This is a genomic window from Streptomyces sp. NPDC053513 (assembly GCF_044544765.1).
Lineage (GTDB): Bacteria > Actinomycetota > Actinomycetes > Streptomycetales > Streptomycetaceae > Streptomyces > Streptomyces litmocidini.
In genome coordinates this window covers 45,558-66,134 of record NZ_JBITXP010000002.1, presented here as the reverse complement: position 1 = coordinate 66,134, position 20,577 = coordinate 45,558, and the positions used below count along the sequence as shown (strand labels likewise).

20 protein-coding genes and 4 tRNA genes are annotated in these 20,577 nt (G+C 71.2%); 11 read left to right on the top strand and 13 right to left on the bottom strand.

What is annotated here, in order from left to right:
- Positions 1 to 252: 252 nt before the first annotated feature.
- Positions 253 to 1,713: a N,N-dimethylformamidase beta subunit family domain-containing protein gene (locus tag ACIGW4_RS03475; protein WP_399578241.1), complete on the top strand. Its 1,461-nt coding sequence runs from the start codon at positions 253 to 255 to the stop codon at positions 1,711 to 1,713.
- 88 nt (positions 1,714 to 1,801) lie between these two features.
- On the top strand, positions 1,802 to 2,710 hold the full coding sequence (locus ACIGW4_RS03470; protein ID WP_123453830.1) for a phosphoribosylaminoimidazolesuccinocarboxamide synthase: 909 nt from the start codon (positions 1,802 to 1,804) through the stop codon (positions 2,708 to 2,710).
- A 113-nt stretch (positions 2,711 to 2,823) separates the two neighbouring features.
- On the opposite strand, the gene ACIGW4_RS03465 is transcribed toward ACIGW4_RS03470, so the two are convergent.
- The 8 genes from ACIGW4_RS03465 to ACIGW4_RS03430 form a co-directional block, all read right to left on the bottom strand.
- A tRNA-Gly gene (locus ACIGW4_RS03465) sits at positions 2,824 to 2,896 on the bottom strand.
- A gap of 22 nt (positions 2,897 to 2,918) precedes the next feature.
- Positions 2,919 to 3,533 (bottom strand): response regulator transcription factor, encoded by a 615-nt coding sequence (locus tag ACIGW4_RS03460; RefSeq protein ID WP_123453832.1) that lies wholly within the window; start codon positions 3,531 to 3,533, stop codon positions 2,919 to 2,921.
- The gene (locus tag ACIGW4_RS03455) at positions 3,530 to 4,828 is read right to left on the bottom strand and encodes a sensor histidine kinase (protein WP_399578673.1); all 1,299 of its coding nucleotides are present in this window, start codon (positions 4,826 to 4,828) and stop codon (positions 3,530 to 3,532) included. The genes ACIGW4_RS03460 and ACIGW4_RS03455 overlap by 4 nt, the downstream gene beginning before the upstream one ends.
- 31 nt (positions 4,829 to 4,859) lie before the next feature.
- Positions 4,860 to 5,672: an ABC transporter permease gene (locus tag ACIGW4_RS03450; protein WP_399578238.1), complete on the bottom strand. Its 813-nt coding sequence runs from the start codon at positions 5,670 to 5,672 to the stop codon at positions 4,860 to 4,862.
- Entirely contained in the window at positions 5,669 to 6,619 is a 951-nt protein-coding gene (locus tag ACIGW4_RS03445) for an ABC transporter ATP-binding protein (RefSeq protein WP_399578235.1), read from the bottom strand. Before ACIGW4_RS03445 ends, ACIGW4_RS03450 begins: the two co-directional genes overlap by 4 nt.
- 149 nt (positions 6,620 to 6,768) lie before the next feature.
- A tRNA-Gly gene (locus ACIGW4_RS03440) sits at positions 6,769 to 6,841 on the bottom strand.
- 84 nt (positions 6,842 to 6,925) lie between these two features.
- Positions 6,926 to 6,997 (bottom strand) — tRNA-Gly (locus ACIGW4_RS03435).
- 147 nt (positions 6,998 to 7,144) lie between these two features.
- Positions 7,145 to 7,486 carry an Lsr2 family protein gene (locus ACIGW4_RS03430; protein WP_185094581.1) on the bottom strand — a complete coding sequence of 114 codons (342 nt, stop codon included), beginning with the start codon at positions 7,484 to 7,486 and terminating at the stop codon, positions 7,145 to 7,147.
- 365 nt (positions 7,487 to 7,851) lie between these two features.
- On the opposite strand from ACIGW4_RS03430, the gene purS reads away from it, so the two are divergent.
- From purS to purL, 3 genes are read left to right on the top strand one after another with little or no spacing between them, the layout of a single operon-like run.
- A complete protein-coding gene (purS, locus tag ACIGW4_RS03425; protein WP_015035032.1) occupies positions 7,852 to 8,097 on the top strand; it encodes a phosphoribosylformylglycinamidine synthase subunit PurS in 246 nt (81 codons plus the stop codon).
- A complete protein-coding gene (purQ, locus tag ACIGW4_RS03420) occupies positions 8,094 to 8,774 on the top strand; it encodes a phosphoribosylformylglycinamidine synthase subunit PurQ (protein WP_123453838.1) in 681 nt (226 codons plus the stop codon). The genes purS and purQ overlap by 4 nt, the downstream gene beginning before the upstream one ends.
- Positions 8,774 to 11,023: a phosphoribosylformylglycinamidine synthase subunit PurL gene (gene purL, locus ACIGW4_RS03415; protein WP_123453840.1), complete on the top strand. Its 2,250-nt coding sequence runs from the start codon at positions 8,774 to 8,776 to the stop codon at positions 11,021 to 11,023. Before purQ ends, purL begins: the two co-directional genes overlap by 1 nt.
- A 75-nt stretch (positions 11,024 to 11,098) precedes the next feature.
- On the opposite strand, the gene ACIGW4_RS03410 is transcribed toward purL, so the two are convergent.
- Positions 11,099 to 11,509, bottom strand: a complete 411-nt coding sequence (locus ACIGW4_RS03410) for a nuclear transport factor 2 family protein (protein WP_359590943.1) — start codon at positions 11,507 to 11,509, stop codon at positions 11,099 to 11,101.
- 66 nt (positions 11,510 to 11,575) lie between these two features.
- On the opposite strand from ACIGW4_RS03410, the gene ACIGW4_RS03405 reads away from it, so the two are divergent.
- The 4 genes from ACIGW4_RS03405 to purM all read left to right on the top strand — a co-directional run bounded on the left by ACIGW4_RS03405 (position 11,576) and on the right by purM (position 16,079).
- Positions 11,576 to 12,364 carry a maleylpyruvate isomerase family mycothiol-dependent enzyme gene (locus tag ACIGW4_RS03405; protein WP_123453843.1) on the top strand — a complete coding sequence of 263 codons (789 nt, stop codon included), beginning with the start codon at positions 11,576 to 11,578 and terminating at the stop codon, positions 12,362 to 12,364.
- 38 nt (positions 12,365 to 12,402) lie between these two features.
- Positions 12,403 to 13,212, top strand: a complete 810-nt coding sequence (locus tag ACIGW4_RS03400) for an META domain-containing protein (RefSeq protein WP_399578229.1) — start codon at positions 12,403 to 12,405, stop codon at positions 13,210 to 13,212.
- Between the two features lie 216 nt (positions 13,213 to 13,428).
- On the top strand, positions 13,429 to 14,955 hold the full coding sequence (gene purF, locus ACIGW4_RS03395) for an amidophosphoribosyltransferase (RefSeq protein WP_123453847.1): 1,527 nt from the start codon (positions 13,429 to 13,431) through the stop codon (positions 14,953 to 14,955).
- A gap of 44 nt (positions 14,956 to 14,999) precedes the next feature.
- Positions 15,000 to 16,079, top strand: a complete 1,080-nt coding sequence (purM, locus tag ACIGW4_RS03390; protein WP_123453849.1) for a phosphoribosylformylglycinamidine cyclo-ligase — start codon at positions 15,000 to 15,002, stop codon at positions 16,077 to 16,079.
- 153 nt (positions 16,080 to 16,232) lie between these two features.
- Here the strand turns inward: purM and ACIGW4_RS03385 are convergent, their stop codons facing one another.
- Positions 16,233 to 16,487: a DUF3073 domain-containing protein gene (locus ACIGW4_RS03385; RefSeq protein ID WP_123453851.1), complete on the bottom strand. Its 255-nt coding sequence runs from the start codon at positions 16,485 to 16,487 to the stop codon at positions 16,233 to 16,235.
- 293 nt (positions 16,488 to 16,780) lie between these two features.
- The gene (locus ACIGW4_RS03380; RefSeq protein WP_399578225.1) at positions 16,781 to 17,872 is read right to left on the bottom strand and encodes a Leu/Phe/Val dehydrogenase; all 1,092 of its coding nucleotides are present in this window, start codon (positions 17,870 to 17,872) and stop codon (positions 16,781 to 16,783) included.
- A gap of 155 nt (positions 17,873 to 18,027) precedes the next feature.
- Here ACIGW4_RS03380 and ACIGW4_RS03375 point away from each other — a divergent pair, with 155 nt between their 5' ends.
- Together ACIGW4_RS03375 and bldC are read left to right on the top strand one after the other, a co-directional pair.
- Positions 18,028 to 18,888, top strand: a complete 861-nt coding sequence (locus ACIGW4_RS03375) for a hypothetical protein (protein WP_123453855.1) — start codon at positions 18,028 to 18,030, stop codon at positions 18,886 to 18,888.
- 583 nt (positions 18,889 to 19,471) lie between these two features.
- Entirely contained in the window at positions 19,472 to 19,678 is a 207-nt protein-coding gene (gene bldC / locus ACIGW4_RS03370) for a developmental transcriptional regulator BldC (protein ID WP_003949541.1), read from the top strand.
- 367 nt (positions 19,679 to 20,045) lie between these two features.
- Here bldC and ACIGW4_RS03365 read toward each other — a convergent pair whose 3' ends face one another.
- Both ACIGW4_RS03365 and ACIGW4_RS03360 read right to left on the bottom strand, forming a co-directional pair.
- The gene (locus ACIGW4_RS03365) at positions 20,046 to 20,267 is read right to left on the bottom strand and encodes a DUF6274 family protein (RefSeq protein ID WP_123453857.1); all 222 of its coding nucleotides are present in this window, start codon (positions 20,265 to 20,267) and stop codon (positions 20,046 to 20,048) included.
- Between the two features lie 125 nt (positions 20,268 to 20,392).
- A tRNA-Asp gene (locus tag ACIGW4_RS03360) sits at positions 20,393 to 20,466 on the bottom strand.
- Positions 20,467 to 20,577: the final 111 nt, after the last annotated feature.

Sequence of the window (20,577 nt, the reverse complement as noted above, 5' to 3'; positions counted from 1 at the left end):
GCTTCCACTCTCGTCAATTCACGACGAACGGTGACGGAGTGCGTGCGTTATGTGATGTGCTGGAGACCGTCACTGACAGAGGCACGGACCACCGGCACACCTCACAGGCGCTGAGCGGACACCGAACAGGAACCGACAGGCGCCGGCAGGTACCAGCGGGCACCGGACAGGCACTGAGCAGAGACCGCACACACCGAACACGCAGCCACACGTACCGGCCGGCCGACCGGGGGAGCCGAGGGAGGGGCGCACATGGGGGCGGAGCAGATCAGACGGTGGGAGTCGGGTGCGCTCGCGCACGCCGTCTCCGATCCCTTCGGCCAGGGCCCGCTGCCCTGGCTGCGCGGCTCGGAGAACTACTTCGACGACACCGGGCAGATGGTCCCCTGGTACGCGGACGAGATCCTGGCCCGGGGCGGCAGCGGCGGTCCGCGCACGGCGGACGACGTCCGGCGCCAGATCAAGGGCTTCGCGTCGGGCGGGGCCGTGGCGCCGGGCGAGTCGATCGACTTCCACGTCACCGTGGACCCGCCGCAGCAGTTCTCGGTCGACGTCTATCGGATCGGGCACTACGGCGGCGACGGCGCCGCGAAGATCACCACGAGCCCGCGTCTCGCCGGGATCGTCCAGCCGCCCCCGCTCACCGCCGACCGCACGGTCTCCTGCCACCACTGGTGGCAGTCCTGGCGGCTGCAGGTCCCCACGTACTGGACGATCGGCGCGTACGTCGCCGTCCTCACCACCGTCGACGGCTACCGCTCGCACATCCCCTTCACGGTCCGGGACGACCACCCGGCGGACCTGCTGCTCGTCCTCCCGGACGTGACCTGGCAGGCGTACAACCTCTACCCGGAGGACGGCCGCACCGGCGCCAGCCTCTACCACGCCTGGGACGAGGAGGGCCGGCTGCTCGGCGAGGAGGAGGCGGCCGTCACCGTCTCCTTCGACCGTCCGTACGCGGGCGCGGGGCTGCCCCTGCACGTCGGGCACGCCTACGACTTCATCCGCTGGGCCGAGCGCTACGGCTACGACCTGGCGTACGCGGAGACCCGCGACCTGCACGCCGGGCGGGTCGACCCGAGCCGCTACCGGGGGCTCGTCTTCCCGGGCCACGACGAGTACTGGTCGGTGCCGATGCGCCGGACCGTCGAACTCGCCCGTGACCAGGGCACCTCGCTCGTCTTCCTCTCCGCCAACACCATGTACTGGCAGGTGGAGCTGGGCCCTTCGCCGTCCGGGGTGCCGGACCGCCTCCTCACCTGCCGCAAGCGGCGCGGTCCCGGCCGCCCCGCGCTCTGGCGCGAGGTCGACCGGCCCGAGCAGCAGCTCCTCGGCATCCAGTACGCGGGCCGGGTGCCCGAACCGACCCCGCTGGTCGTGCGGAACGCCGACCACTGGCTCTGGGAGGCCACCGGCGCGGGCGACGGCGACGAGCTCCCGGGCCTGGTCGCGGGCGAGGCCGACCGCTACTTCCCGCGCACCGCGCTGCCGGAGCACCAGGGCCGCATCCTGCTCGCGCACTCGCCCTACCGGGACGGCGAGGGGGCGCTGCGCCACCAGGAGACGAGCCTCTACCGGGCGCCGTCCGGGGCCTGGGTCTTCGCGTCCGGCACGTTCGCCTGGTCGCCGGCGCTGGACCGGCCGGGCCACGTCGACGCCAGGATCCAGCGCGCCACCGCGAACCTCCTCGACCGCATCTGCAAGAGGGACTGAGCGGGGGCTCACAGGGTCCGACGACGGGATCCGTCCTCATGTGCGAGAGAATCGGACTCGCTCCTGGATCAACCTACGCGGAGGAACCGTGTCCGGATTCGTAGAAAAGCCCGAGCCCGTCCAGGTCCCGGGCCTCACCCATCTCCACACGGGCAAGGTCCGCGACCTGTACCGGAACGAGGCGGGCGACCTCGTCATGGTGGCGAGCGACCGCATGTCGGCCTACGACTGGGTGCTCCCCACCGAGATCCCCGACAAGGGCCGGGTGCTCACCCAGCTCTCCCTGTGGTGGTTCGACAAGCTGGCCGACCTGGTCCCGAACCACGTGCTCTCCACCGAACTGCCGGCCGGCGCCCCCGCCGACTGGGCGGGCCGCACCCTCATCTGCAAGTCGCTGAACATGGTCCCGGTCGAGGCTGTCGCCCGCGGCTACCTCACCGGCTCCGGCCTGCTCGAGTACAACGAGTCCCGCACGGTCTGCGGCCTCGCGCTGCCCGAGGGCCTGACCGACGGCTCCGAGCTGCCCGCGCCGATCTTCACCCCGGCGACCAAGGCCGCCGTCGGCGACCACGACGAGAACGTGTCGTACGAGGAGGTCGCCCGCCAGGTCGGCGCCGAGACGGCCGCGCTGCTGCGCCAGACGACCCTCGCCGTCTACTCCCGGGCCCGGGACATCGCCCGCGACCGCGGGATCATCCTGGCCGACACGAAGTTCGAGTTCGGCTTCGAAGGGGAGACGCTCGTCCTCGCCGACGAGGTCCTCACCCCGGACTCCTCGCGCTTCTGGCCGGCCTCCGAGTGGGAGCCGGGCCGCGCCCAGCCCTCGTACGACAAGCAGATCGTGCGGAACTGGCTGACCTCGCCGGCCTCCGGCTGGGACCGCAAGAGCGAGCAGCCGCCGCCGGCCCTGCCGCAGGAGGTCGTGGAGAAGACCCGCGCCAAGTACATCGAGGCGTACGAGCTCCTGACCGGGAACGCCTGGTCCGAGGGCGTCTAGGCGACGGACATGCCGTACGGGTCCCTCTCCGGGGCCCGTACGGCATTCCGGTGGCCGCGAGGACGCACGACGAAGGCCCCGGTTCCTGAGAACCGGGGCCTTCGCACTTCCTGAGCGGACGACGAGATTCGAACTCGCGACCCTCACCTTGGCAAGGTGATGCTCTACCAACTGAGCCACGTCCGCATGCGCCGTAGCGCGCTGCTAACTATACCCAACCTCTCGACCGTGCGAGACGCACCGCCGCATGACGGTTCTCCGCACCGAGTTTCGCGGTGGCGGAGGAGAGGTAGTTCCGGACGGTTCCGGGGGAGAGCGCGGCCCGCCGGGCGATCTCCGCGACGGGGGCGCCGTCGGCGGCGAGTTCGAGCACCTCGGCCTCGCGGGCGGTCAGCGGGGAGTCCCCGGCGGCGATCGCGTCGGCCGCCAACTCGGGGTCCACGTAACGGTTTCCGGCGTGGACGGTACGGATCAGCTCGGCCAGCCGCTGGGCGCTGACGGTCTTCGGGGCGAAGCCGCGGACGCCCGCCGCGAGCGCCCGTTTGAGGTGACCGGGGCGGCCGTGGCCGGTCACGATCATCGTGCGGCAGTCGGGGAGTTCGTCCCGGATGGATGTGGCCACCGTCACACCGTCCGCCCCCGGCATCTGGAGGTCCAGGACGGCCACGTCGGGCCGGTGGGCGCGGGCCATGGCGAGCGCCTCGGGGCCGGTCGCGGCCTCGGCGACGACGACCAGGTCGTCCTCCAGGGCGAGCAGGGCGGCGAGCGCGCCCCGGATCAGGTGCTCGTCGTCGGCCAGCAGTACGCGCACGGGCTCGGTCACGCGACCGTCTCCTCTTCCTGTCGGGCGGTGGGCCCCTGTCGGGCGGCGGGCTCCTGTCGGGCGGCGGGCGGGACGGGCCGCAGGGCGGCCGACGGCACCCGGGCGGTCACGCGGAAGGACTGCGGATCCGTGAACCCGGCCTCCAGGGTGCCGCCCACCGCCCCGAGCCGTTCGCGCAGTCCGGCGAGCCCGGAGCCGGTCCGGCCGGGGGCGCCCGCCCCGTCCCGCACCGCCGCCCCGTCGTTCTCGACGGTCAGCAGCACGGCGTCCGCCGCGCGCCGCAGGGTGATCGCGCAGCGGCGGGCGTCGCCGTGCCGCAGCACGTTGGTGGTGGCCTCGCGGACGACCCAGCCGAGCGCGGACTGCACCCCGGCGGGCAGGTCGAGGGCGGGGGCGTCGACGGCACAGTCGATGCCGGCGGCGTCGAGGACGCCCCGGGCGCCCTCCAGCTCGACCCGCAGGTCGGCTTCCCGGTAGCCGCGGACGACCTCCCGCACCTCCCGCTGGGACTCCTGGGCGATCCGCTGGACCTCGACCATCTGGTCCACGCTCTCGGGGCGGCCGCGCCGGGCGAGCCGGACGGCCAGCTCGCTCTTGAGCGCGATCACCGAGAGGTTGCGGCCCATGACGTCGTGCAGGTCGCGGCCGAAGCGGAGCCGCTCCTCGGCGACGGCGAGCCGGGCCTTGAGGTCGCGGGAGCGCTCCAGCTCCCGGACGACGCCGAGCAGCCAGAAGGAGAAGCCGCAGGCGGAGGCGTAGGCGCCACCGCCGACGAGGACGGCGGCCAGGGTGATCAGGCCCTCCGGGGCGCCGTGGCCGAAGGCGGTGACGGGCAGCGCGGCGGCGACCGCGGCGCCGGCGACCGCGTACGCCATGTGCCGCACCCGGTCCAGGCAGAAGACGAGCGCGCCGGTGGTGAAGACCGAGGTGCCGACGAGCACGCTCGCGACGACGGAGGCGTCGGTCAGCACCCCGGCCGCCCAGAGGCCGGAGACGGCGAGGTTCGCGAGGACGGTGGCGGCGGCGAGGACGGCGGCGAGCCGGACGGGACGCGGCCGCGTGCCGGTGGTGTGGTCGAGTGCGCGGGAGGCGAGCACCCCGCAGAGCACGGCGTGGACCAGGACCCACAGGGCCAGGCCGACCGCTCCGCCCGTGCCGAGCCCGCTGCGCCCGCCGCTGCCCAGCGGGGCGCCGCCGAACGCGAGGACCTCGACCGGGGCCATGAGGTGGAAGGTCCACCGGGTGTACAGCTCGACCTTCCCGGCGACGCTGCGCCGTGCCCACCATCCCGTCATCGCGGACACCGCGTCCCCCTCCCGTTCCGCCCTAGCGCCGGGGCTCCCAGCGGAACCAGCGGCGGGCCGCCCACCCCGTCAGGACGCCCCAGGCCACTGTATTGAGGGCGGCGGTCAGCAGGCTGCCCGCGTGGGCGGTGCCGAGCCAGCCGGCCCGGACGAACTCCATGGCGCCGCTGAGCGGGAGCAGCAGGGCGAGGTCGGCGGCGAGCTCGGGCAGGGCGTCGTGGGGGACGAAGAGGCCGGAGCCGAAGGAGGAGACCAGGAAGAGCGGCAGGGTGGTGAGGCCGGCGCTTTCGACGGTGCGGGTGACGGTGGTGGTGACGGCGGCGAGCCCGGCGAGCAGCGCGATCGCGGCGACGAGGCCGAGGACGAGCAGGTCGGGGCGGGCGGGCGCGTCGGAGCCGAGGAGGGTGGAGCCGCCGACGGTGAGGATCGCGCACTGGGCGAGGGCGATGGCGGTGGCGGGCAGGGCGGCGCCGGTGAGGATCTCGGCGTCGGTGGCCTCGCCGGTGCGCAGCCGCTTGAGGACGAGTTCCTCGCGGCGGGCGACGAGGCTGGAGGTGAGGCTCATGTAGACGACGAGCAGCAGGACCGTGCCGGTGCCGCCGATGAGGGTGGCGGCGCCGGGGGAGATGCCGAGGGTGGCTTCGTCGACGTTCTTGAGCGAGGACCGCAGCAGGAAGATCATCAGCAGCGGCATGGCGGCCGCGACGAAGAGGTTGTTGCGGTTGCGGCCGAGGAGGGTGAGTTCGGCCCGGCCGAGGGCGGCGATCCGGGTGAGGGGGGTGGAGGCCCGGCCGGCGGTGGGGGTGTGCGTGCTCTGCGTGGTCGGCGCACTCATCGGGTCACGGACTCCTTCGGGCCGGCAGGGGTGTCCTGTGTGCGGGAGGCGATGTCGAGGAAGGCCTCTTCGAGGGAGGCGGAGCGGGCGTCGAGCCCGTCGAGCCGGACGCGGTGCTCGCGGGCCCAGCCGAGGAGTTCGGTGAGGTCCTCCTGGAGGGCGTGGGTGCGGATCTCGATCCGGTCGCCGTCGGCCGCGGCCTTCAGCCCGAGCGGCAGCCGGGCGGCGGGCACGTCGGCGGGGAGCGTGAAGCGGATCCGGGCGGGCTGGGCGGCGGTGACCTCGGCGGGGGTGCCGGAGAGGACGATCCGGCCCTGGTGCATGATCGCGAGCCGGTCGGCGAGCGCCTCGGCCTCCTCCAGGTAGTGCGTGGTGAGGAGGACGGTGGTGCCCTGTTCGCGCAGGGCGCGGACGAGTTCCCAGGTGTCGCGGCGGCCCCCGGCGTCGAGGCCGGTGGTGGGCTCGTCGAGGAAGAGGACCTCGGGGCGGCCCAGGAGGGCGCAGGCGAGGTCGAGGCGGCGGCGTTCGCCGCCGGACAGCTGCTTGATCCGCACCTTCTCGCGGCCGGCGAGGCCGACGGGGCCGAGGACCTCGCCGGCGGCGCGGGCGCCGCTGGTGCAGCCGGCCCACATGCGTACGGTCTCGGCGACGGTGAGGTCGGAGGGGAAGCCGCCCTCCTGGAGCATGACGCCGATGCGCGGGCGGACGAGGGCCCGCTCGCGGTACGGGTCGTGGCCGAGGACGCGCGCGGTGCCGCCGGTCGGGGCGGCGAGGCCCTCCAGGAGTTCGACGGTGGAGGTCTTTCCGGCGCCGTTGGTGCCGAGCAGGGCGAGGATCTCGCCCCGGGGCACGGAGAGGGAGATGCCGCGCACCGCCTCGAAACCGCCGTCGTAGCTGCGGCTCAGGTCGGTCGCCTGGATGGCCGGTGTCAGGGCTTCGGCTGTCATGGCTCCAGCCTCCGGCCCGCTCGGGGCGGAGGGCAGTGCGTGCTGTCATCGTCCCGGCTGACAAATGTCATGCCCTCAGGGGGAGGCGGACGGGCCGGTGACACGACGAAGGCCCCGGTTCCTGAGAACCGGGGCCTTCGTACTCCCTGAGCGGACGACGAGATTCGAACTCGCGACCCTCACCTTGGCAAGGTGATGCTCTACCAACTGAGCCACGTCCGCATTGCTACCGGTCAGCTTTCGCTGCTCGGTGCGAGCACCACTCTACCTGATCCACCGGAGTGGTCGGTAACGCGTTTCTCGCAGAGCGGGTGACAGGGATCGCACACTGCGCCTTCCCCCTGGAAGGGGGCTGTTCTGCTACTGAACTACACCCGCACGCTGCTGGGGACTCGGCTTTTCGGCCTCGCCCCTCGGCGTGATCCAGACTCTAGCCGATCAAGGGGGGTGCAATGCAAATCGGCTCGGACCGGGGCTCGGGCCGCCTCCCGCGGCGGCCCCTGCGACGCCCCCCGGCGTCCCGCCTCAGCTCGCCGCGCGGAAGGCCTCGTAGACGCGCTTCGGGATCCGGCCGCGGGCCGGGACGTCCATCTTGTTGGACTGGGCCCAGGCGCGGACCGCCGCCGGGTCGGGGGCGAGGGCGGTGTGCGTGTACGAGGCGGCCGGGCCGCTCCGGCCGGTCGTCACCCGGGCCGGCAGCTTGCGCCCGGCGGCGAGGTAGGGCGCGAGGGCCTTGCGGAGTTTCTTTGCATTGGCAGCATTCAGGTCGATCTCGTACATCTTCCCGTCCAGGCCGAACGCGACCGTTTCAGCCGCTTCTCCACCGTCGATGTCGTCGGAGAGAGTGACCACCACACGCTGAGCCACGGATATCGGTCCTTTCCTGCGGCCGCCGCGGTCACGAGGACACTTGTGGCGCCCTTGACGTGCGGCGATGCCGACCGTACGGCTGTGCCGGGACAATGCTGCTTTCTTCTGGATTCCTTTGTACAGCGGTGGGCGTCGCATTGTGAAGCCCCGTCAATTGTTTCAGCGTGTCCCGGCACATTGCGGTCCGCAATTTTTCGCTCGAATTTTGTGTGGAGTGTGTGTCCGGGGTTCGGATGCCGTTCGTGTGACGCACACCGCTCCGAACCGGGCTTTTGTAGGATCCTTCAGATCTCTACCCGCGTAGAATTTGGAGGCAGGTACGCTGAGGGAACCGCCCACGCAACACACCACCGGGAGTGCCAGTGGCACGCGTCGTAGTCGACGTCATGCTCAAGCCGGAGATCCTCGACCCTCAGGGGCAGGCGGTGCAGCGTGCACTGCCTCGCCTGGGATTCGCCGGAATCGCCGACGTCCGTCAGGGGAAGCGCTTCGAGCTGGAGGTGGAGGGACCGGTCGACGACGCCGCCCTCGCCCGCATCCATGAGATGGCCGAAACCTTCCTTGCCAACACCGTGATCGAAGACTTCGTCGTGAAGGTGGAGTCGTGACCGCACGCATCGGCGTCGTCACGTTCCCCGGAACGCTCGACGACCGGGACGCGCTGCGTGCCGCCCGCCTCGCGGGCGCCGAGCCCGTGTCGCTCTGGCACCGGGACAAGGACCTCAAGCAGGTCGACGCCGTGGTCCTGGCCGGCGGCTTCTCCTACGGCGACTACCTGCGGGCCGGAGCCATCTCCCGCTTCTCGCCGGTGATGGAGACGATCATCGAGCAGGCGAAGGCGGGCATGCCCGTCCTCGGCATCTGCAACGGCTTCCAGATCCTCACCGAGGCCCATCTGCTGCCGGGCGCGATGCTCCGCAACAACCACCTCCACTTCATCTGCCGCGACCAGAAGCTGCGGGTGGAGAACGCGGAGACCGCCTGGACCTCGGACTACACCGAGGGCCAGGAGATCGAGGTCCCGCTCAAGAACATGGACGGCCGCTACGTCGCCGACGAGCGCACGCTCGACGAGCTGGAGGCCGAGGGGCGGGTCGCCTTCCGCTACCTGGACATGAACCCCAACGGCTCGCTGCGTGACATCGCGGGCATCACCAACGCCGCGGGCAACGTGGTCGGCCTCATGCCGCACCCGGAGCACGCCGTCGAGCCGCTGGTCGGCACCGGCAAGACGGACGGCCTCGGTTTCTTCACCTCGATCCTCAAGAAGCTGGTCAACGCCTGATGAGCCTCGACACCGTCAAGCACGCGAGCGAGACGCCGGACAGCGAGCAGCCCTGGAAGGAGCTCGGCCTCAAGGAGGACGAGTACGCGCGCATCCGCGAGATCCTCGGTCGCCGTCCCACCGGCGCCGAGCTCGCCATGTACTCCGTCATGTGGTCCGAGCACTGCTCCTACAAGAGCAGCAAGGTCCACCTGAAGCAGTTCGGCGAGAAGACCCCCGAGAACGACGCCATGCTCGTCGGCATCGGCGAGAACGCGGGCGTCGTCGACGTCGGCCAGGGGTACGCGGTCACCTTCAAGGTCGAGTCGCACAACCACCCCTCGTACATCGAGCCCTACCAGGGCGCGGCCACCGGCGTCGGCGGCATCGTCCGCGACATCCTCGCCATGGGCGCCCGCCCGGTCGCGGTCGTCGACCCGCTGCGCTTCGGCGCGGCCGACCACCCCGACACCAAGCGCGTGCTGCCCGGTGTCGTCGCCGGCATCGGCGGCTACGGCAACTGCCTGGGCCTGCCGAACATCGGCGGCGAGGTCGTCTTCGACTCCTGCTACCAGGGCAACCCGCTGGTCAACGCCGGCTGCATCGGCGTGATGAAGCACGAGGACATCCACCTCGCCAAGGCCTCCGGGCCCGGCAACAAGGTCATCCTGTACGGCGCCCGCACGGGCGGCGACGGCATCGGCGGCGTCTCGGTCCTCGCGTCCGAGACCTTCGACGACACCAAGCCCACCAAGCGCCCCGCTGTCCAGGTCGGCGACCCCTTCCAGGAGAAGCTCCTCATCGAGTGCACCCTGGAGATCTTCAAGGAGAAGCTGGTCGCGGGCATCCAGGACCTCGGCGGCGCCGGGCTCTCCTGCGCCACGTCCGAGCTGGCCTCCGCGGGCTCCGGCGGCATGCGGGTCGACCTCGACCTGGTGCACCTGCGCGACGCGACGCTCTCGCCCGAGGAGATCCTCATGAGCGAGTCGCAGGAGCGCATGTGCGCGATCGTCGAGCCCGAGCACGTCGACCGCTTCCTGGAGATCTGCGAGAAGTGGGACGTCATCGCCACCGTCATCGGTGAGGTGACCGAGGGCGAGCGCCTGGAGATCTTCTGGCACGGCGAGCAGATCGTCGACGTGCCGCCGCGCTCCGTCGCCCACGAGGGCCCGACCTACCACCGGCCGTTCGCGCGCCCGGACTGGCAGGACGCGCTCCAGGCCGACGACGCCGGCAAGCTGCCCCGGCCGCAGGACGGCGCCGAGCTGAAGGACCAGGTCCTCAAGCTCGTCTCCTCGCCGAACCAGGCCTCCAAGTCCTGGATCACGGACCAGTACGACCGGTTCGTACAGGGCAACACGGTCCTGGCGCAGCCCGAGGACGCGGGCATGGTCCGCATCGACGAGGAGACCAACCTCGGCGTGGCCATGGCGACCGACGGCAACGGCCGCTACGCCAAGCTCGACCCGTACACGGGCGCGCAGCTCGCGCTCGCGGAGGCGTACCGCAACGTCGCCGCCTCCGGCGCCAAGCCGCTGGCGATCTCGGACTGCCTGAACTTCGGTTCGCCCGAGGACCCGGCCGTGATGTGGCAGTTCGCCGAGGCCACCCGTGGTCTCGCGGACGGCTGCCTCCAGCTGGGCACCCCGGTGACGGGCGGCAACGTCTCCCTCTACAACCAGACCGGTGAGGTCGCCATCCACCCGACGCCCGTCGTGGCCGTCCTCGGTGTGATCGACGACGTCAACCGCCGCACCCCGATCGCCTTCGCGGAAGAGGGCCAGCTCCTCTACCTGCTCGGCGACACCAAGGAGGAGTTCGGCGGTTCGGCCTGGTCCGAGGTGATCCACCAGCACCTCGGCGGCATGCCGCCGGCCGTGGACCTCGACCGGGAGAAGCTGCTCGGCGAGATCCTGATCTCGGCCTCGCGCGACGGCATGATCGACGCGGCGCACGACCTGTCCGACGGCGGTCTCGTGCAGGCGGTCGTCGAGTCCTGCCTGCGCGGCGGGAACGGCGCGCGCCTGGTCGTCCCGGAGGGCCTGGACGCCTTCACGTTCCTCTTCAGCGAGTCGGCCGGCCGTGCGGTCGTCGCCGTCCCGCGCAGCGAGGAGCTCCGCTTCACCGACATGTGCGGCGCGCGGGGCCTGCCGGCGACCCGGATCGGTGTCGTCGACGGCGACGCGGTCGACGTGCAGGGCGAGTTCACGCTCTCCCTGACGGAGCTGCGCGAGGCGCACGAGGCGACGATCCCGGGCCTGCTGGCCTGATCGCTTCCGCGCGGAGCCTGATCGCTCCCGTACGGAACGGAGCCCCCGCCCTTCCCGGGCGGGGGCTCCGTGCTGTCAGCCGGTGCCCCAGAAGGAGTCCGTCTCCGTGATGTCGGCGACGCACTCGTCGATGTCGGAGATCTTGTCGCCGACGACGGTGAAGAAGAGGCCGCCGTCCATCTCGATGCCGCGGTCGCCGCGCTCGGCGAAGAACCGGTGCGTGGCCATGGCGTGGCCGCGGCCGTCCACGTAGACGCCCTTGAGCTCGACGCGTAGGGTGCCGCCGCTCAGCTCACCGAGCATCCGGTAGTAGCCGCCGAGGACGTTGTCGCGCCCTTTGTAGTGCCCGGATATCTGGCTCTCGCCGGGCACGTGGTGGGTGCAGTCGCTGGTCATCATGGAGCCCAGCGTCTCCATGTCGCCGCTGCTGAACGCTTCGTAGCCCCGGCGCACCAGGGCGGCGTGGGGGTGTTCGTGGTGGGTCATGGTCCCGTCGCCTGCTTTCGCTGCGATTGGCTCCGTTCCTTCCAGTCTCGGGGCTAGCCTCGGGCCATGCCACCTGCCAAGAAGCGCCCCCGCAGCTACGACTCCGCCAGGACCCGGGGGGCCGTCCTGGCCCAGTTCCGGAACGTCCGGGAGGCGGTGACCGCGCTCACGCCCGAGCAGCTGGACGGGCCGACGCGCCTGGGGGAGTGGACGGTACGGGACCTGGCGGCGCACCTGACGATGGTGCTCGCGTCCCTGTCCCGGAAGCTCGCCGAGCCCGAGCCCGCGCGGAAGGAACTCGCCCTGGTCGACTGGCCCCTGGCCACGGCGACGGCGGCGGCGAGCATCGACGAGGACACCCGGGCGATCGACACGGGCGACCTGCCGGCGCTGTACGCGGAGACCCTCGCGCGGTACGAGGAGGCGCTCGCGGCCGTCTCCGACGAGCGGCTCGTCCCGAGCCGCTTCGGCGCGATGAGGCTCGGGGACTTCCTCGTGACCCGGACCGTCGAACTCGTCGTCCACACCGACGACCTGAACGCGGCGACCGGCGCCGACGTCCCGTACGACCGTCAGGCGCTCGCCGCCTGCACCCGGCTGCTCGCCGACGCGCTCGCGGCGAAGGCGCCGGGCGGGGCGGTCGAGGTGCGGATCCCGCCGTACGCGGTGGTGCAGTGCGTGGAGGGCCCCCGGCACACCCGGGGCACCCCGCCGAACGTGGTGGAGACGGACCCGCTGACCTGGCTCCGGCTGGCGACGGGCCGTACGGAGTGGGCGGTGGAACTGGACGCGGCGCACGTCAGCGCGAGTGGGGAGCGCGCGGATCTGAGCGGTCTGCTCCCCCTGATGGGCTGACCCCGGAACCGTACGGCCGCCCGATCCGTCCCATCGACATGCCGAAGCCACGCGCACTCGCCGTCCTGGTCCCCCTCCTCCTGCTCACCGCCTGCGGTACGGAAGGAGGGGCGGGGAGCGGCGCGGCCGCGGGAGAGCCCGATCTGCCGGTCGCGGGCACGCACTGGACGGTCGACGCCGTCACGCTCGACGGCCGCAGGTCGGCCGCGCCCGACGGCGCGCGCGTCGACTTCGAGGAGAACGGCGGCGTCACGGGCGACACCGGCTGCAACTCCCTGGACGCCGGTGTGGTGGTCGAGGGCGACACCCTCACGGTCACCCCGCACAGCGTGACCGAGAAGGGCTGCCCCGCCGACCGGCAGCGCTTCGAGGAGGAACTGCTCAAGGCCTTCTCGGGCCCGCTGAAGGGGACGCTGAAGGGCGACGGCCTCCGGCTGGCCTCGGCCGACGGGCGGAACGGCGTGGAGCTGACGGCCGAGGAGGAGGCGCCGCTGCGGGGCACCACCTGGAAGGTCGAGGGGCTGGTCTCGGGCGACACGGCCTCCTCCCTGCCCGCCGGCAGCGGGGCCAAGGCGCGCCTCGTCCTCGGTGCCGACGGCAAGCTCACCGGCAATCTCGGCTGCAACGACTTCTCCGCGACCGCCCGCGTCGACGAGAAGGCCCGGACGCTCACCGTCGAGGGCCCGGCGGCGACGACCCGGATGATGTGCACGAGCCCGCAGATGAAGCTGGAGACGCGGCTGTACGAGCTCCTCGACGGCCCGCTCACGTATCGGCTGAACCACCGAACGCTGACCCTCACCGACGCCTCCGGCGAGGGCCTCACGACGACCGCGACCGCCCGCTGAACGGACGCCGACTGCGGCGTCCGTCACATCGCCGGACCGCCCCGGGCCTGGTACGAGCGTCCGCTCGTCGGGGCCCGGGGGCCGGAATCCCTTACCCCGCCTGCTTCGTGGGCCTCTCCAAGCCGCTTTCGATCATTTCGTGCGATCGCACGAGTGCGGGCACCCCCGCATTTCCTCAATTCGGACCAGTGGTCGAGCCCGTCTACACTCGGAAACGTGCCACGCGGAGACGGTCGACTCAATCACGATCTGCTCCCCGGTGAGAAAGGCCCCCAGGACGCTTGCGGCGTCTTCGGTGTCTGGGCTCCGGGTGAAGAGGTCGCAAAGCTCACGTACTTCGGGCTCTACGCCCTCCAGCATCGGGGTCAGGAATCCGCGGGAATCGCGGTCAGCAATGGCTCCCAGATCCTCGTCTTCAAGGACATGGGACTCGTCTCCCAGGTCTTCGACGAGACTTCTCTCGGTTCCCTCCAGGGTCATATCGCGGTCGGTCACGCCCGCTACTCGACCACCGGGGCCTCCGTGTGGGAGAACGCGCAGCCGACGTTCCGGGCGACCGCCCACGGCTCGATCGCGCTCGGCCACAACGGCAACCTGGTGAACACGGCGCAGCTCGCCGAGATGGTCGCCGACCTGCCCAAGAAGGAAGGCCGCGCGACCCAGGTCGCCGCCACCAACGACACCGACCTGGTCACCGCGCTCCTCGCGGGCCAGGTGGCCGAGGACGGCACGCCGCTCACCATCGAGCAGGCGGCCGCGAAGGTCCTCCCCGACGTCCGGGGCGCCTTCTCCCTCGTCTTCATGAACGAGCACACGCTCTACGCGGCCCGTGACCCGCAGGGCATCCGCCCGCTGGTCCTCGGCCGGCTGGAGCGCGGCTGGGTGGTCGCCTCCGAGTCCGCCGCCCTCGACATCTGCGGCGCGACCTTCGTCCGCGAGGTCGAGCCGGGCGAGCTGATCGCGATCGACGAGAACGGCATCCGTACCTCGCGATTCGCGGAAGCGAAGCCCAAGGGCTGCGTCTTCGAGTACGTGTACCTGGCCCGTCCCGACACCGACATCGCCGGCCGGAACGTGTACCTCTCCCGCGTGGAGATGGGCCGCCGCCTCGCGAAGGAGGCGCCGGTCGAGGCCGACCTGGTGATAGCGACGCCGGAGTCCGGCACCCCGGCCGCCATCGGCTACGCCGAGGCCTCGGGCATCCCCTTCGGTGCCGGCCTGGTGAAGAACGCCTACGTCGGGCGCACCTTCATCCAGCCCTCCCAGACCATCCGCCAGCTGGGCATCCGGCTGAAGCTGAACCCCCTCAAGGAAGTCATCAAGGGGAAGCGGCTCGTGGTCGTCGACGACTCGATCGTCCGCGGCAACACCCAGCGCGCCCTGGTCCGGATGCTCCGCGAGGCCGGTGCGGCCGAGGTCCACATCCGGATCTCCTCGCCGCCGGTCAAGTGGCCCTGCTTCTTCGGCATCGACTTCGCGACCCGCGCGGAGCTGATCGCCAACGGGATGTCGGTCGAGGAGATCGGCAAGTCGCTGGGCGCGGACTCGCTCTCGTACATCTCCCTGGAGGGGATGATCGAGGCGACCACGATCCAGAAGCCGAACCTCTGCCGTGCCTGCTTCGACGGCGAGTACCCGATGGAGCTGCCGGACCCCGAGCTGCTCGGCAAGCAGCTCCTGGAGACCGAGCTGGCCGCCGGCCCGGCCGCCACCGCGGCCTCCGACGCCCTCCGTCGCCCGTAAGACCCCGCTGCACACCCGCAGTACGACACGAAAGTTCTGAACCCATGTCTCAGACCGACAGTGCCGCAGGCGGCGCCAGCTACGCGTCCGCGGGCGTCGACATCGAAGCGGGCGACCGCGCCGTCGAGCTCATGAAGGAGTGGGTGAAGAAGACGCAGCGCCCCGAGGTCCTCGGTGGCCTCGGCGGCTTCGCCGGTCTCTTCGACGCCTCCGCCCTCAAGCGCTACGAGCGTCCGCTGCTCGCCTCGGCGACCGACGGCGTCGGCACGAAGGTCGACATCGCCCGCCAGATGGGCGTGTACGACACGATCGGCCACGACCTGGTCGCGATGGTCATGGACGACATCGTCGTCTGCGGCGCCGAGCCGCTCTTCATGACCGACTACATCTGCGTGGGCAAGGTCCACCCGGAGCGGGTCGCCGCCATCGTCAAGGGCATCGCCGAGGGCTGCGTCCTGGCCGGCTGCGCCCTGGTCGGCGGCGAGACGGCGGAGCACCCGGGCCTCCTCGGCCCGGACGACTTCGACGTCGCCGGCGCGGGCACGGGCGTCGTGGAGCACGACCGGCTGCTCGGCGCGGACCGCATCCGTACGGGGGACGCGGTCATCGCCATGGCGTCCTCGGGCCTTCACTCCAACGGGTACTCGCTCGTCCGGCACGTGGTCTTCGACCGCGCGGGCATGACCCTCGACCAGCGGGTCGAGGAGCTCGGCCGGACGCTCGGCGAGGAGCTCCTGGAGCCCACGAAGATCTACTCGCTGGACTGCCTGGCCCTCACCCGGACCACGGACGTCCACGCCTTCAGCCACATCACGGGCGGCGGCCTCGCCGCCAACCTGGCGCGGGTGATCCCGGACGGGCTGCACGCCACGGTCGACCGCTCGACCTGGACGCCGGGCGCGATCTTCGACCTGGTCGGCAAGGCCGGCCAGGTGGAGCGCCTGGAGCTGGAGAAGACCCTCAACATGGGCGTCGGCATGATGGCCGTCGTGCCGGCCGAGTCCGTGGACGTGGCCCTGGCGACCCTGGAGGACCGCGGGGTCGAGGCGTGGGTCGCGGGCGAGATCACCGAGCGCGGGGCGCACACGACCGGCGCGGAGCTGGTCGGGGACTACGCCAAGTAGGAAGTACGCCGGGGCGCCCCTGAGGGGGCGCCCCGTTCGCGTACCCGCTTCCGCCGGGATCGGCGGGATCCGCAGGAACAGCGGGGTCAGGGCGCGGACAGCACAGAAACCCGGCCGGGTGACCCCGGGGCCGGGTTTCGGTGATTCAGAAGGTCAAGCGCGACGCGGGGACGTGCTCGGACCGGACTGGTCGTCCTCGTCCTCGTCGTCCGTGTTGTAGAGATCCGCGTACTGGGCGTACGGGTCGTCTTCCTCGTCGTCGTCCTCGAACGGCTCGCCATTCGGCGGCTGGCTCGAAGTCGAAGCGCCCAGCTCATTGGCCAGACGCGTCAGGTCCGTCCCGCCGCTGCTGTACTTCAGCTGGCGGGCGACCTTGGTCTGCTTGGCCTTTGCCCGGCCGCGCCCCATGGCTCGACCCCCTCGGTGACGGGGCTCGTCGGCCCCAGAGTCTTGACACGCGTTCATGGTTCGGAACGGACTCTCGACAGAGAGACCGGTCCGTAGGGCTTCAACGGTACCTGTTTCCGTGGGTCTACGGTACGCCGCGCGCATCACATACCCCGGTACAGAACCTTCGAGGTGCCCTTTCCTCGCTGGTCAATCGCGATTTTAACCTCTTCTGGGCCGCCGACCCGCCGAAAGGGGTGAGCGAAGTCTCCCCGGCGACGGGCCGGCGTCCCGTGCTGACGCGCGGCGCGGGATCAGCGGCGGCGGGCGTCCGCCATCCGCTGCTCGGCGATCCGGTCGGCCGCGGCGGCCGGCGGAATGCCATCGGCCTTCGCACGTGCGAAGATCTCCAGGGTGGTGTCGAAGATCTTCGTCGCCTTCGCCTTGCAGCGGTCGAAGTCGAAGCCCTGCAGCTCGTCGGCCACCTGGATCACGCCACCGGCGTTGACCACGTAGTCGGGCGCGTAGAGGATCCCGCGCGCCTCCAGGTCCTTCTCGATGCCCGCGTGGGCGAGCTGGTTGTTGGCCGCGCCGCAGACGACGCTCGCGGTCAGGAACGGCACGGTCTCCTCGTTCAGGGCGCCGCCCAGCGCGCAGGGCGCGTAGACGTCGAGGCCCTCGACGCGGATCAGCGCGTTCGTGTCGGCGACCACGGCGACCTGCGGGTGCTTGTCGGTGATCCGGCGCACCGACTCCTCGCGCACGTCGGTGATCACGACCTCGGCGCCGTCCTCCAGGAGGTGCTCGACCAGGTAGTGGCCGACCTTGCCGACGCCGGCGACGCCGACCTTGCGGCCGCGGAGGGTCGGGTCGCCCCAGAGGGTCTGCGCGGCGGCGCGCATGCCCTGGAAGACGCCGAAGGCGGTGAGGACGGAGGAGTCGCCGGCGCCGCCGTTCTCGGGGGAGCGGCCGGTGGTCCACTGGTTGGTGCGGGCGATCACGTCCATGTCGGCGACGTAGGTGCCGACGTCGCAGGCCGTGACGTAGCGGCCGCCGAGGGAGGCGACGAAGCGGCCGTAGGCGAGGAGGAGCTCCTCGGTCTTGATCTGCTCGGGGTCGCCGATGATGACGGCCTTGCCGCCGCCCAGGTCGAGCCCGGCCATGGCGTTCTTGTACGACATGCCGCGCGACAGGTTGAGCGCGTCGGCGATCGCCTCCGCCTCGGTGGCGTACGGGTAGAAGCGGGTGCCGCCGAGGGCCGGGCCCAGGGCGGTGTTGTGGAGGGCGATGACGGCCTTGAGGCCGGTGGCGCGGTCCTGACAGAGGACGACCTGCTCGTGGCCACCCTGCTCCGAGTGGAACAGAGTGTTCAGTACGTCGCCAGGAACGCCGGTCACATCGGTCACGGTGGTGACTCCCAAGTACGAAGCGGCGGTTTCGGCCCTCCCTGTGGGTGGGGGAGGACCAGTTCGGCAAGAGAGTAAGTCCTACCTGGGCGTAGATCGGCCGCAGTGCCGAGGATCACCCCCTCCGGGGGTACCTCCGTGGAAGGATTTGCGACATGTCGGTCGCCTCCAAGGTCCCCGTTCCCTATGCGTCCTATCTGCGGGTGTACGAGCCGCTGGCCGCGTTCCCCGAGCCGGAGCGGTCCCACTGGGCGCGCTACGCGCGCCGGCCGGGCGTCCCGGGGGCGCAGGAGGAGCTGCGCCGCTCGCTCGCGGACCTGCTGCCGACGCCACCGGTCCCGGTGCCGGTCCACGAGAGCGGCGAGGCCTTCGTCGCGCACCTGGACGGGGTGGTGGTGATCTGCCCGTGGCGGACGCGGCTGCGCGGCTGGCTGGCGATGGAGGAGCTGGCGGCCGGCCCGTATCCGGCGGCGGTGCTCGACGCGATGCTGCCGCCGGTGGTGCGCGCCCAGGTGGCGAGCGACTACGAGCGCTGGCTGAGCCGGAACCCGGACGCGCGGCCGTGGATCCGTACGGGGGTCTGGCAGGTGCCGCTGCGCTGGTTCGCGCTCTTCGGGGACGAGGAGCGGGAGTACGAGCCGGGGGACCCCGGGAGCACGGTCGCGGGCCGGGCGCCGGTGCTGCGTTACCGGACGACGATGGCCCAGGCGCGGCGGCGGCTCGCGCGGGCGCTCAAGGCGCTGCGGGAGTCGATCGACGAGGGACCGATGACGCGGGGCCTGGTCGAAGTGGGGCGCTGGCTGGAGGAGTTCCACCCGCGGGCGCTCGTGGAGCTGGACTTCGGCGGCCTGGTGCACGCGCTGCCGGCGCGTTGGCTGGCGGAGGACCGGTCGGCGGCCCAGTTGGCGGAGGGGATCGCCGCGTTGCGGGACGGGGACGGAGAGGCGGCGAGCGAGGTGTACGGGCGGCTCGCGGAGCGCTGGCGGGCCGTCAGGGACCTGCGGTTCGCGAACTGACACCAGTCGGACAAGTTCGTCAGGTCGGTATCGACAAGACATGTCCGGCGGGTGTAAATGATCTTCGAGGCGGTGGCCGGTTTCGGTGGCCGGATCGATGCCCGTCCGGCCGGCCGGGGCTTTCGCACCGGCGGCGCGGGGACGTTGGTCCCGATCCGGGCCTTTGGCTCAAGCGTGACGGACAGCACGTAACGCACCCTTGCGCCCATCACCCACCCTCGTGCCAAAATAGGACAAGGAGTCCGGGGAGGGTTCCTTCCGCCCAAGTTCGGGCGGAACGCTCAGCATTGCACTCTATGGGGGGTCTGAGGACTCCTGATCGCTCTGTGACTGATCGTCACAGTGGCGTGACTGTCCGTTATGGCATGGTCAGTCGACTTCCGCCGCTGATGAACACCTGCGAGGGCAATTCCATCGGTTTGGCCGACGCGGCTGGACGGATGGTGTAGTTGTAGTGCCGAGGACAAGCCGTTCGTCCTATAACCGACTCGACCCGCTTCTGCCATTTCGGGCATGGCGGGTCAAGGTGCAGAATTTAGAGGAAAGAACCGAGATAGGTTCGGTTCTCCCGAGGAGGCCGCTCATGACCGCTCGCACCCCTGATGCCGAGCCGCTGCTGACCCCCGCCGAGGTTGCCACGATGTTCCGCGTGGACCCGAAGACGGTTACCCGTTGGGCGAAGGCGGGCAAGCTCACGTCCATCCGCACCCTGGGTGGGCACCGCCGGTACCGCGAGGCCGAGGTCCGCGCCCTGCTGGCGGGCATCCCGCAGCAGCGCAGCGAGGCCTGAGGTCGCGCAGAACCCTGCAGCACCCTGCAACACCCCGTAACACCGGGCCTTTCCGGATCCCCCAATCCGGTCGCCCACCCCTAGCACTGCCGACGGACTCCTGCCCCAACAGGTCTCCGTCAACGATCGCGCTGGACTCCGCCGGGTCCAGCGCGATCTTTTTGTGCCCGGCGCCACACTCCCTCCGGGGCGGGACCCTCCGGGGTGGTGCCCAGGCTGGTGCAATTGCACATATTAAATCGGGGTGGTGTAGGGAGGGTGTAAGGACAGGGGTTTCTGAAACTCTTTCAGTGACTCCCGTCACACTGCGGAAGTCTTGCCAAGGAACAGCCTCCCACTTCGCGGAACGCCCCCAACCCGCCGTTGGTCATGGGTCGGTGGGACTTTCGTCCTCGGCGCCGTCCGCCGGCTCCTCGGGCTCCGGAGCCCCCGGCATCGAGATCTCCGGCTCCGGGGCCTCCATGGCGAGCCGCAGGAGGCGATGGCAGACCGGGCACTGGCGGGTGAGGTGTCCGTACCGCGAAGCGGCCGCCAGATGGGCGCGCAGCAGCGCGCGGGTGTCATGTCGTGCTGCGGACGCCGCGGCCATGCGCGACCACCTCCGGTGTGGGCCCCCGACTCCCTGAAGTCCGGGGTACCGGCGGACGCGTGACCCCGTCAAGACACGGGAACACAACGAAGGCCCGCATCTCACGATGCGGGCCTTCGTAGAGGCGATCCTGACGGGACTTGAACCCGCGACCTCCACCTTGACAGGGTGGCGAGCTAACCAACTGCTCCACAGGACCTTGGCTGCGAGAGAGACTGTACAGCAGGTCAGGGGGTCTGGTCGAACTCACCGACGGCGAGGGTCCCACTACGGGGCCGGTGGCGCCTCACGGGGTCTGCCGCGCCCCACG

Excerpts from the sequence above, each read along its gene's own strand:
- ACIGW4_RS03475 (WP_399578241.1), top strand. The coding sequence starts at position 253 with ATGGGGGCGGAGCAGATCAGACGGTGGGAGTCGGGTGCGCTCGCGCAC.
- ACIGW4_RS03455 (WP_399578673.1), bottom strand. The coding sequence starts at position 4,828 with ATGACGGGATGGTGGGCACGGCGCAGCGTCGCCGGGAAGGTCGAGCTG.
- ACIGW4_RS03450 (WP_399578238.1), bottom strand. The coding sequence starts at position 5,672 with ATGAGTGCGCCGACCACGCAGAGCACGCACACCCCCACCGCCGGCCGG.
- ACIGW4_RS03445 (WP_399578235.1), bottom strand. The coding sequence starts at position 6,619 with ATGACAGCCGAAGCCCTGACACCGGCCATCCAGGCGACCGACCTGAGC.
- purL (WP_123453840.1), top strand. The coding sequence starts at position 8,774 with ATGAGCCTCGACACCGTCAAGCACGCGAGCGAGACGCCGGACAGCGAG.
- ACIGW4_RS03410 (WP_359590943.1), bottom strand. The coding sequence starts at position 11,509 with ATGACCCACCACGAACACCCCCACGCCGCCCTGGTGCGCCGGGGCTAC.
- ACIGW4_RS03405 (WP_123453843.1), top strand. The coding sequence starts at position 11,576 with ATGCCACCTGCCAAGAAGCGCCCCCGCAGCTACGACTCCGCCAGGACC.
- ACIGW4_RS03400 (WP_399578229.1), top strand. The coding sequence starts at position 12,403 with ATGCCGAAGCCACGCGCACTCGCCGTCCTGGTCCCCCTCCTCCTGCTC.
- purM (WP_123453849.1), top strand. The coding sequence starts at position 15,000 with ATGTCTCAGACCGACAGTGCCGCAGGCGGCGCCAGCTACGCGTCCGCG.
- ACIGW4_RS03385 (WP_123453851.1), bottom strand. The coding sequence starts at position 16,487 with ATGGGGCGCGGCCGGGCAAAGGCCAAGCAGACCAAGGTCGCCCGCCAG.
- ACIGW4_RS03375 (WP_123453855.1), top strand. The coding sequence starts at position 18,028 with ATGTCGGTCGCCTCCAAGGTCCCCGTTCCCTATGCGTCCTATCTGCGG.
- bldC (WP_003949541.1), top strand. The coding sequence starts at position 19,472 with ATGACCGCTCGCACCCCTGATGCCGAGCCGCTGCTGACCCCCGCCGAG.
- ACIGW4_RS03365 (WP_123453857.1), bottom strand. The coding sequence starts at position 20,267 with ATGGCCGCGGCGTCCGCAGCACGACATGACACCCGCGCGCTGCTGCGC.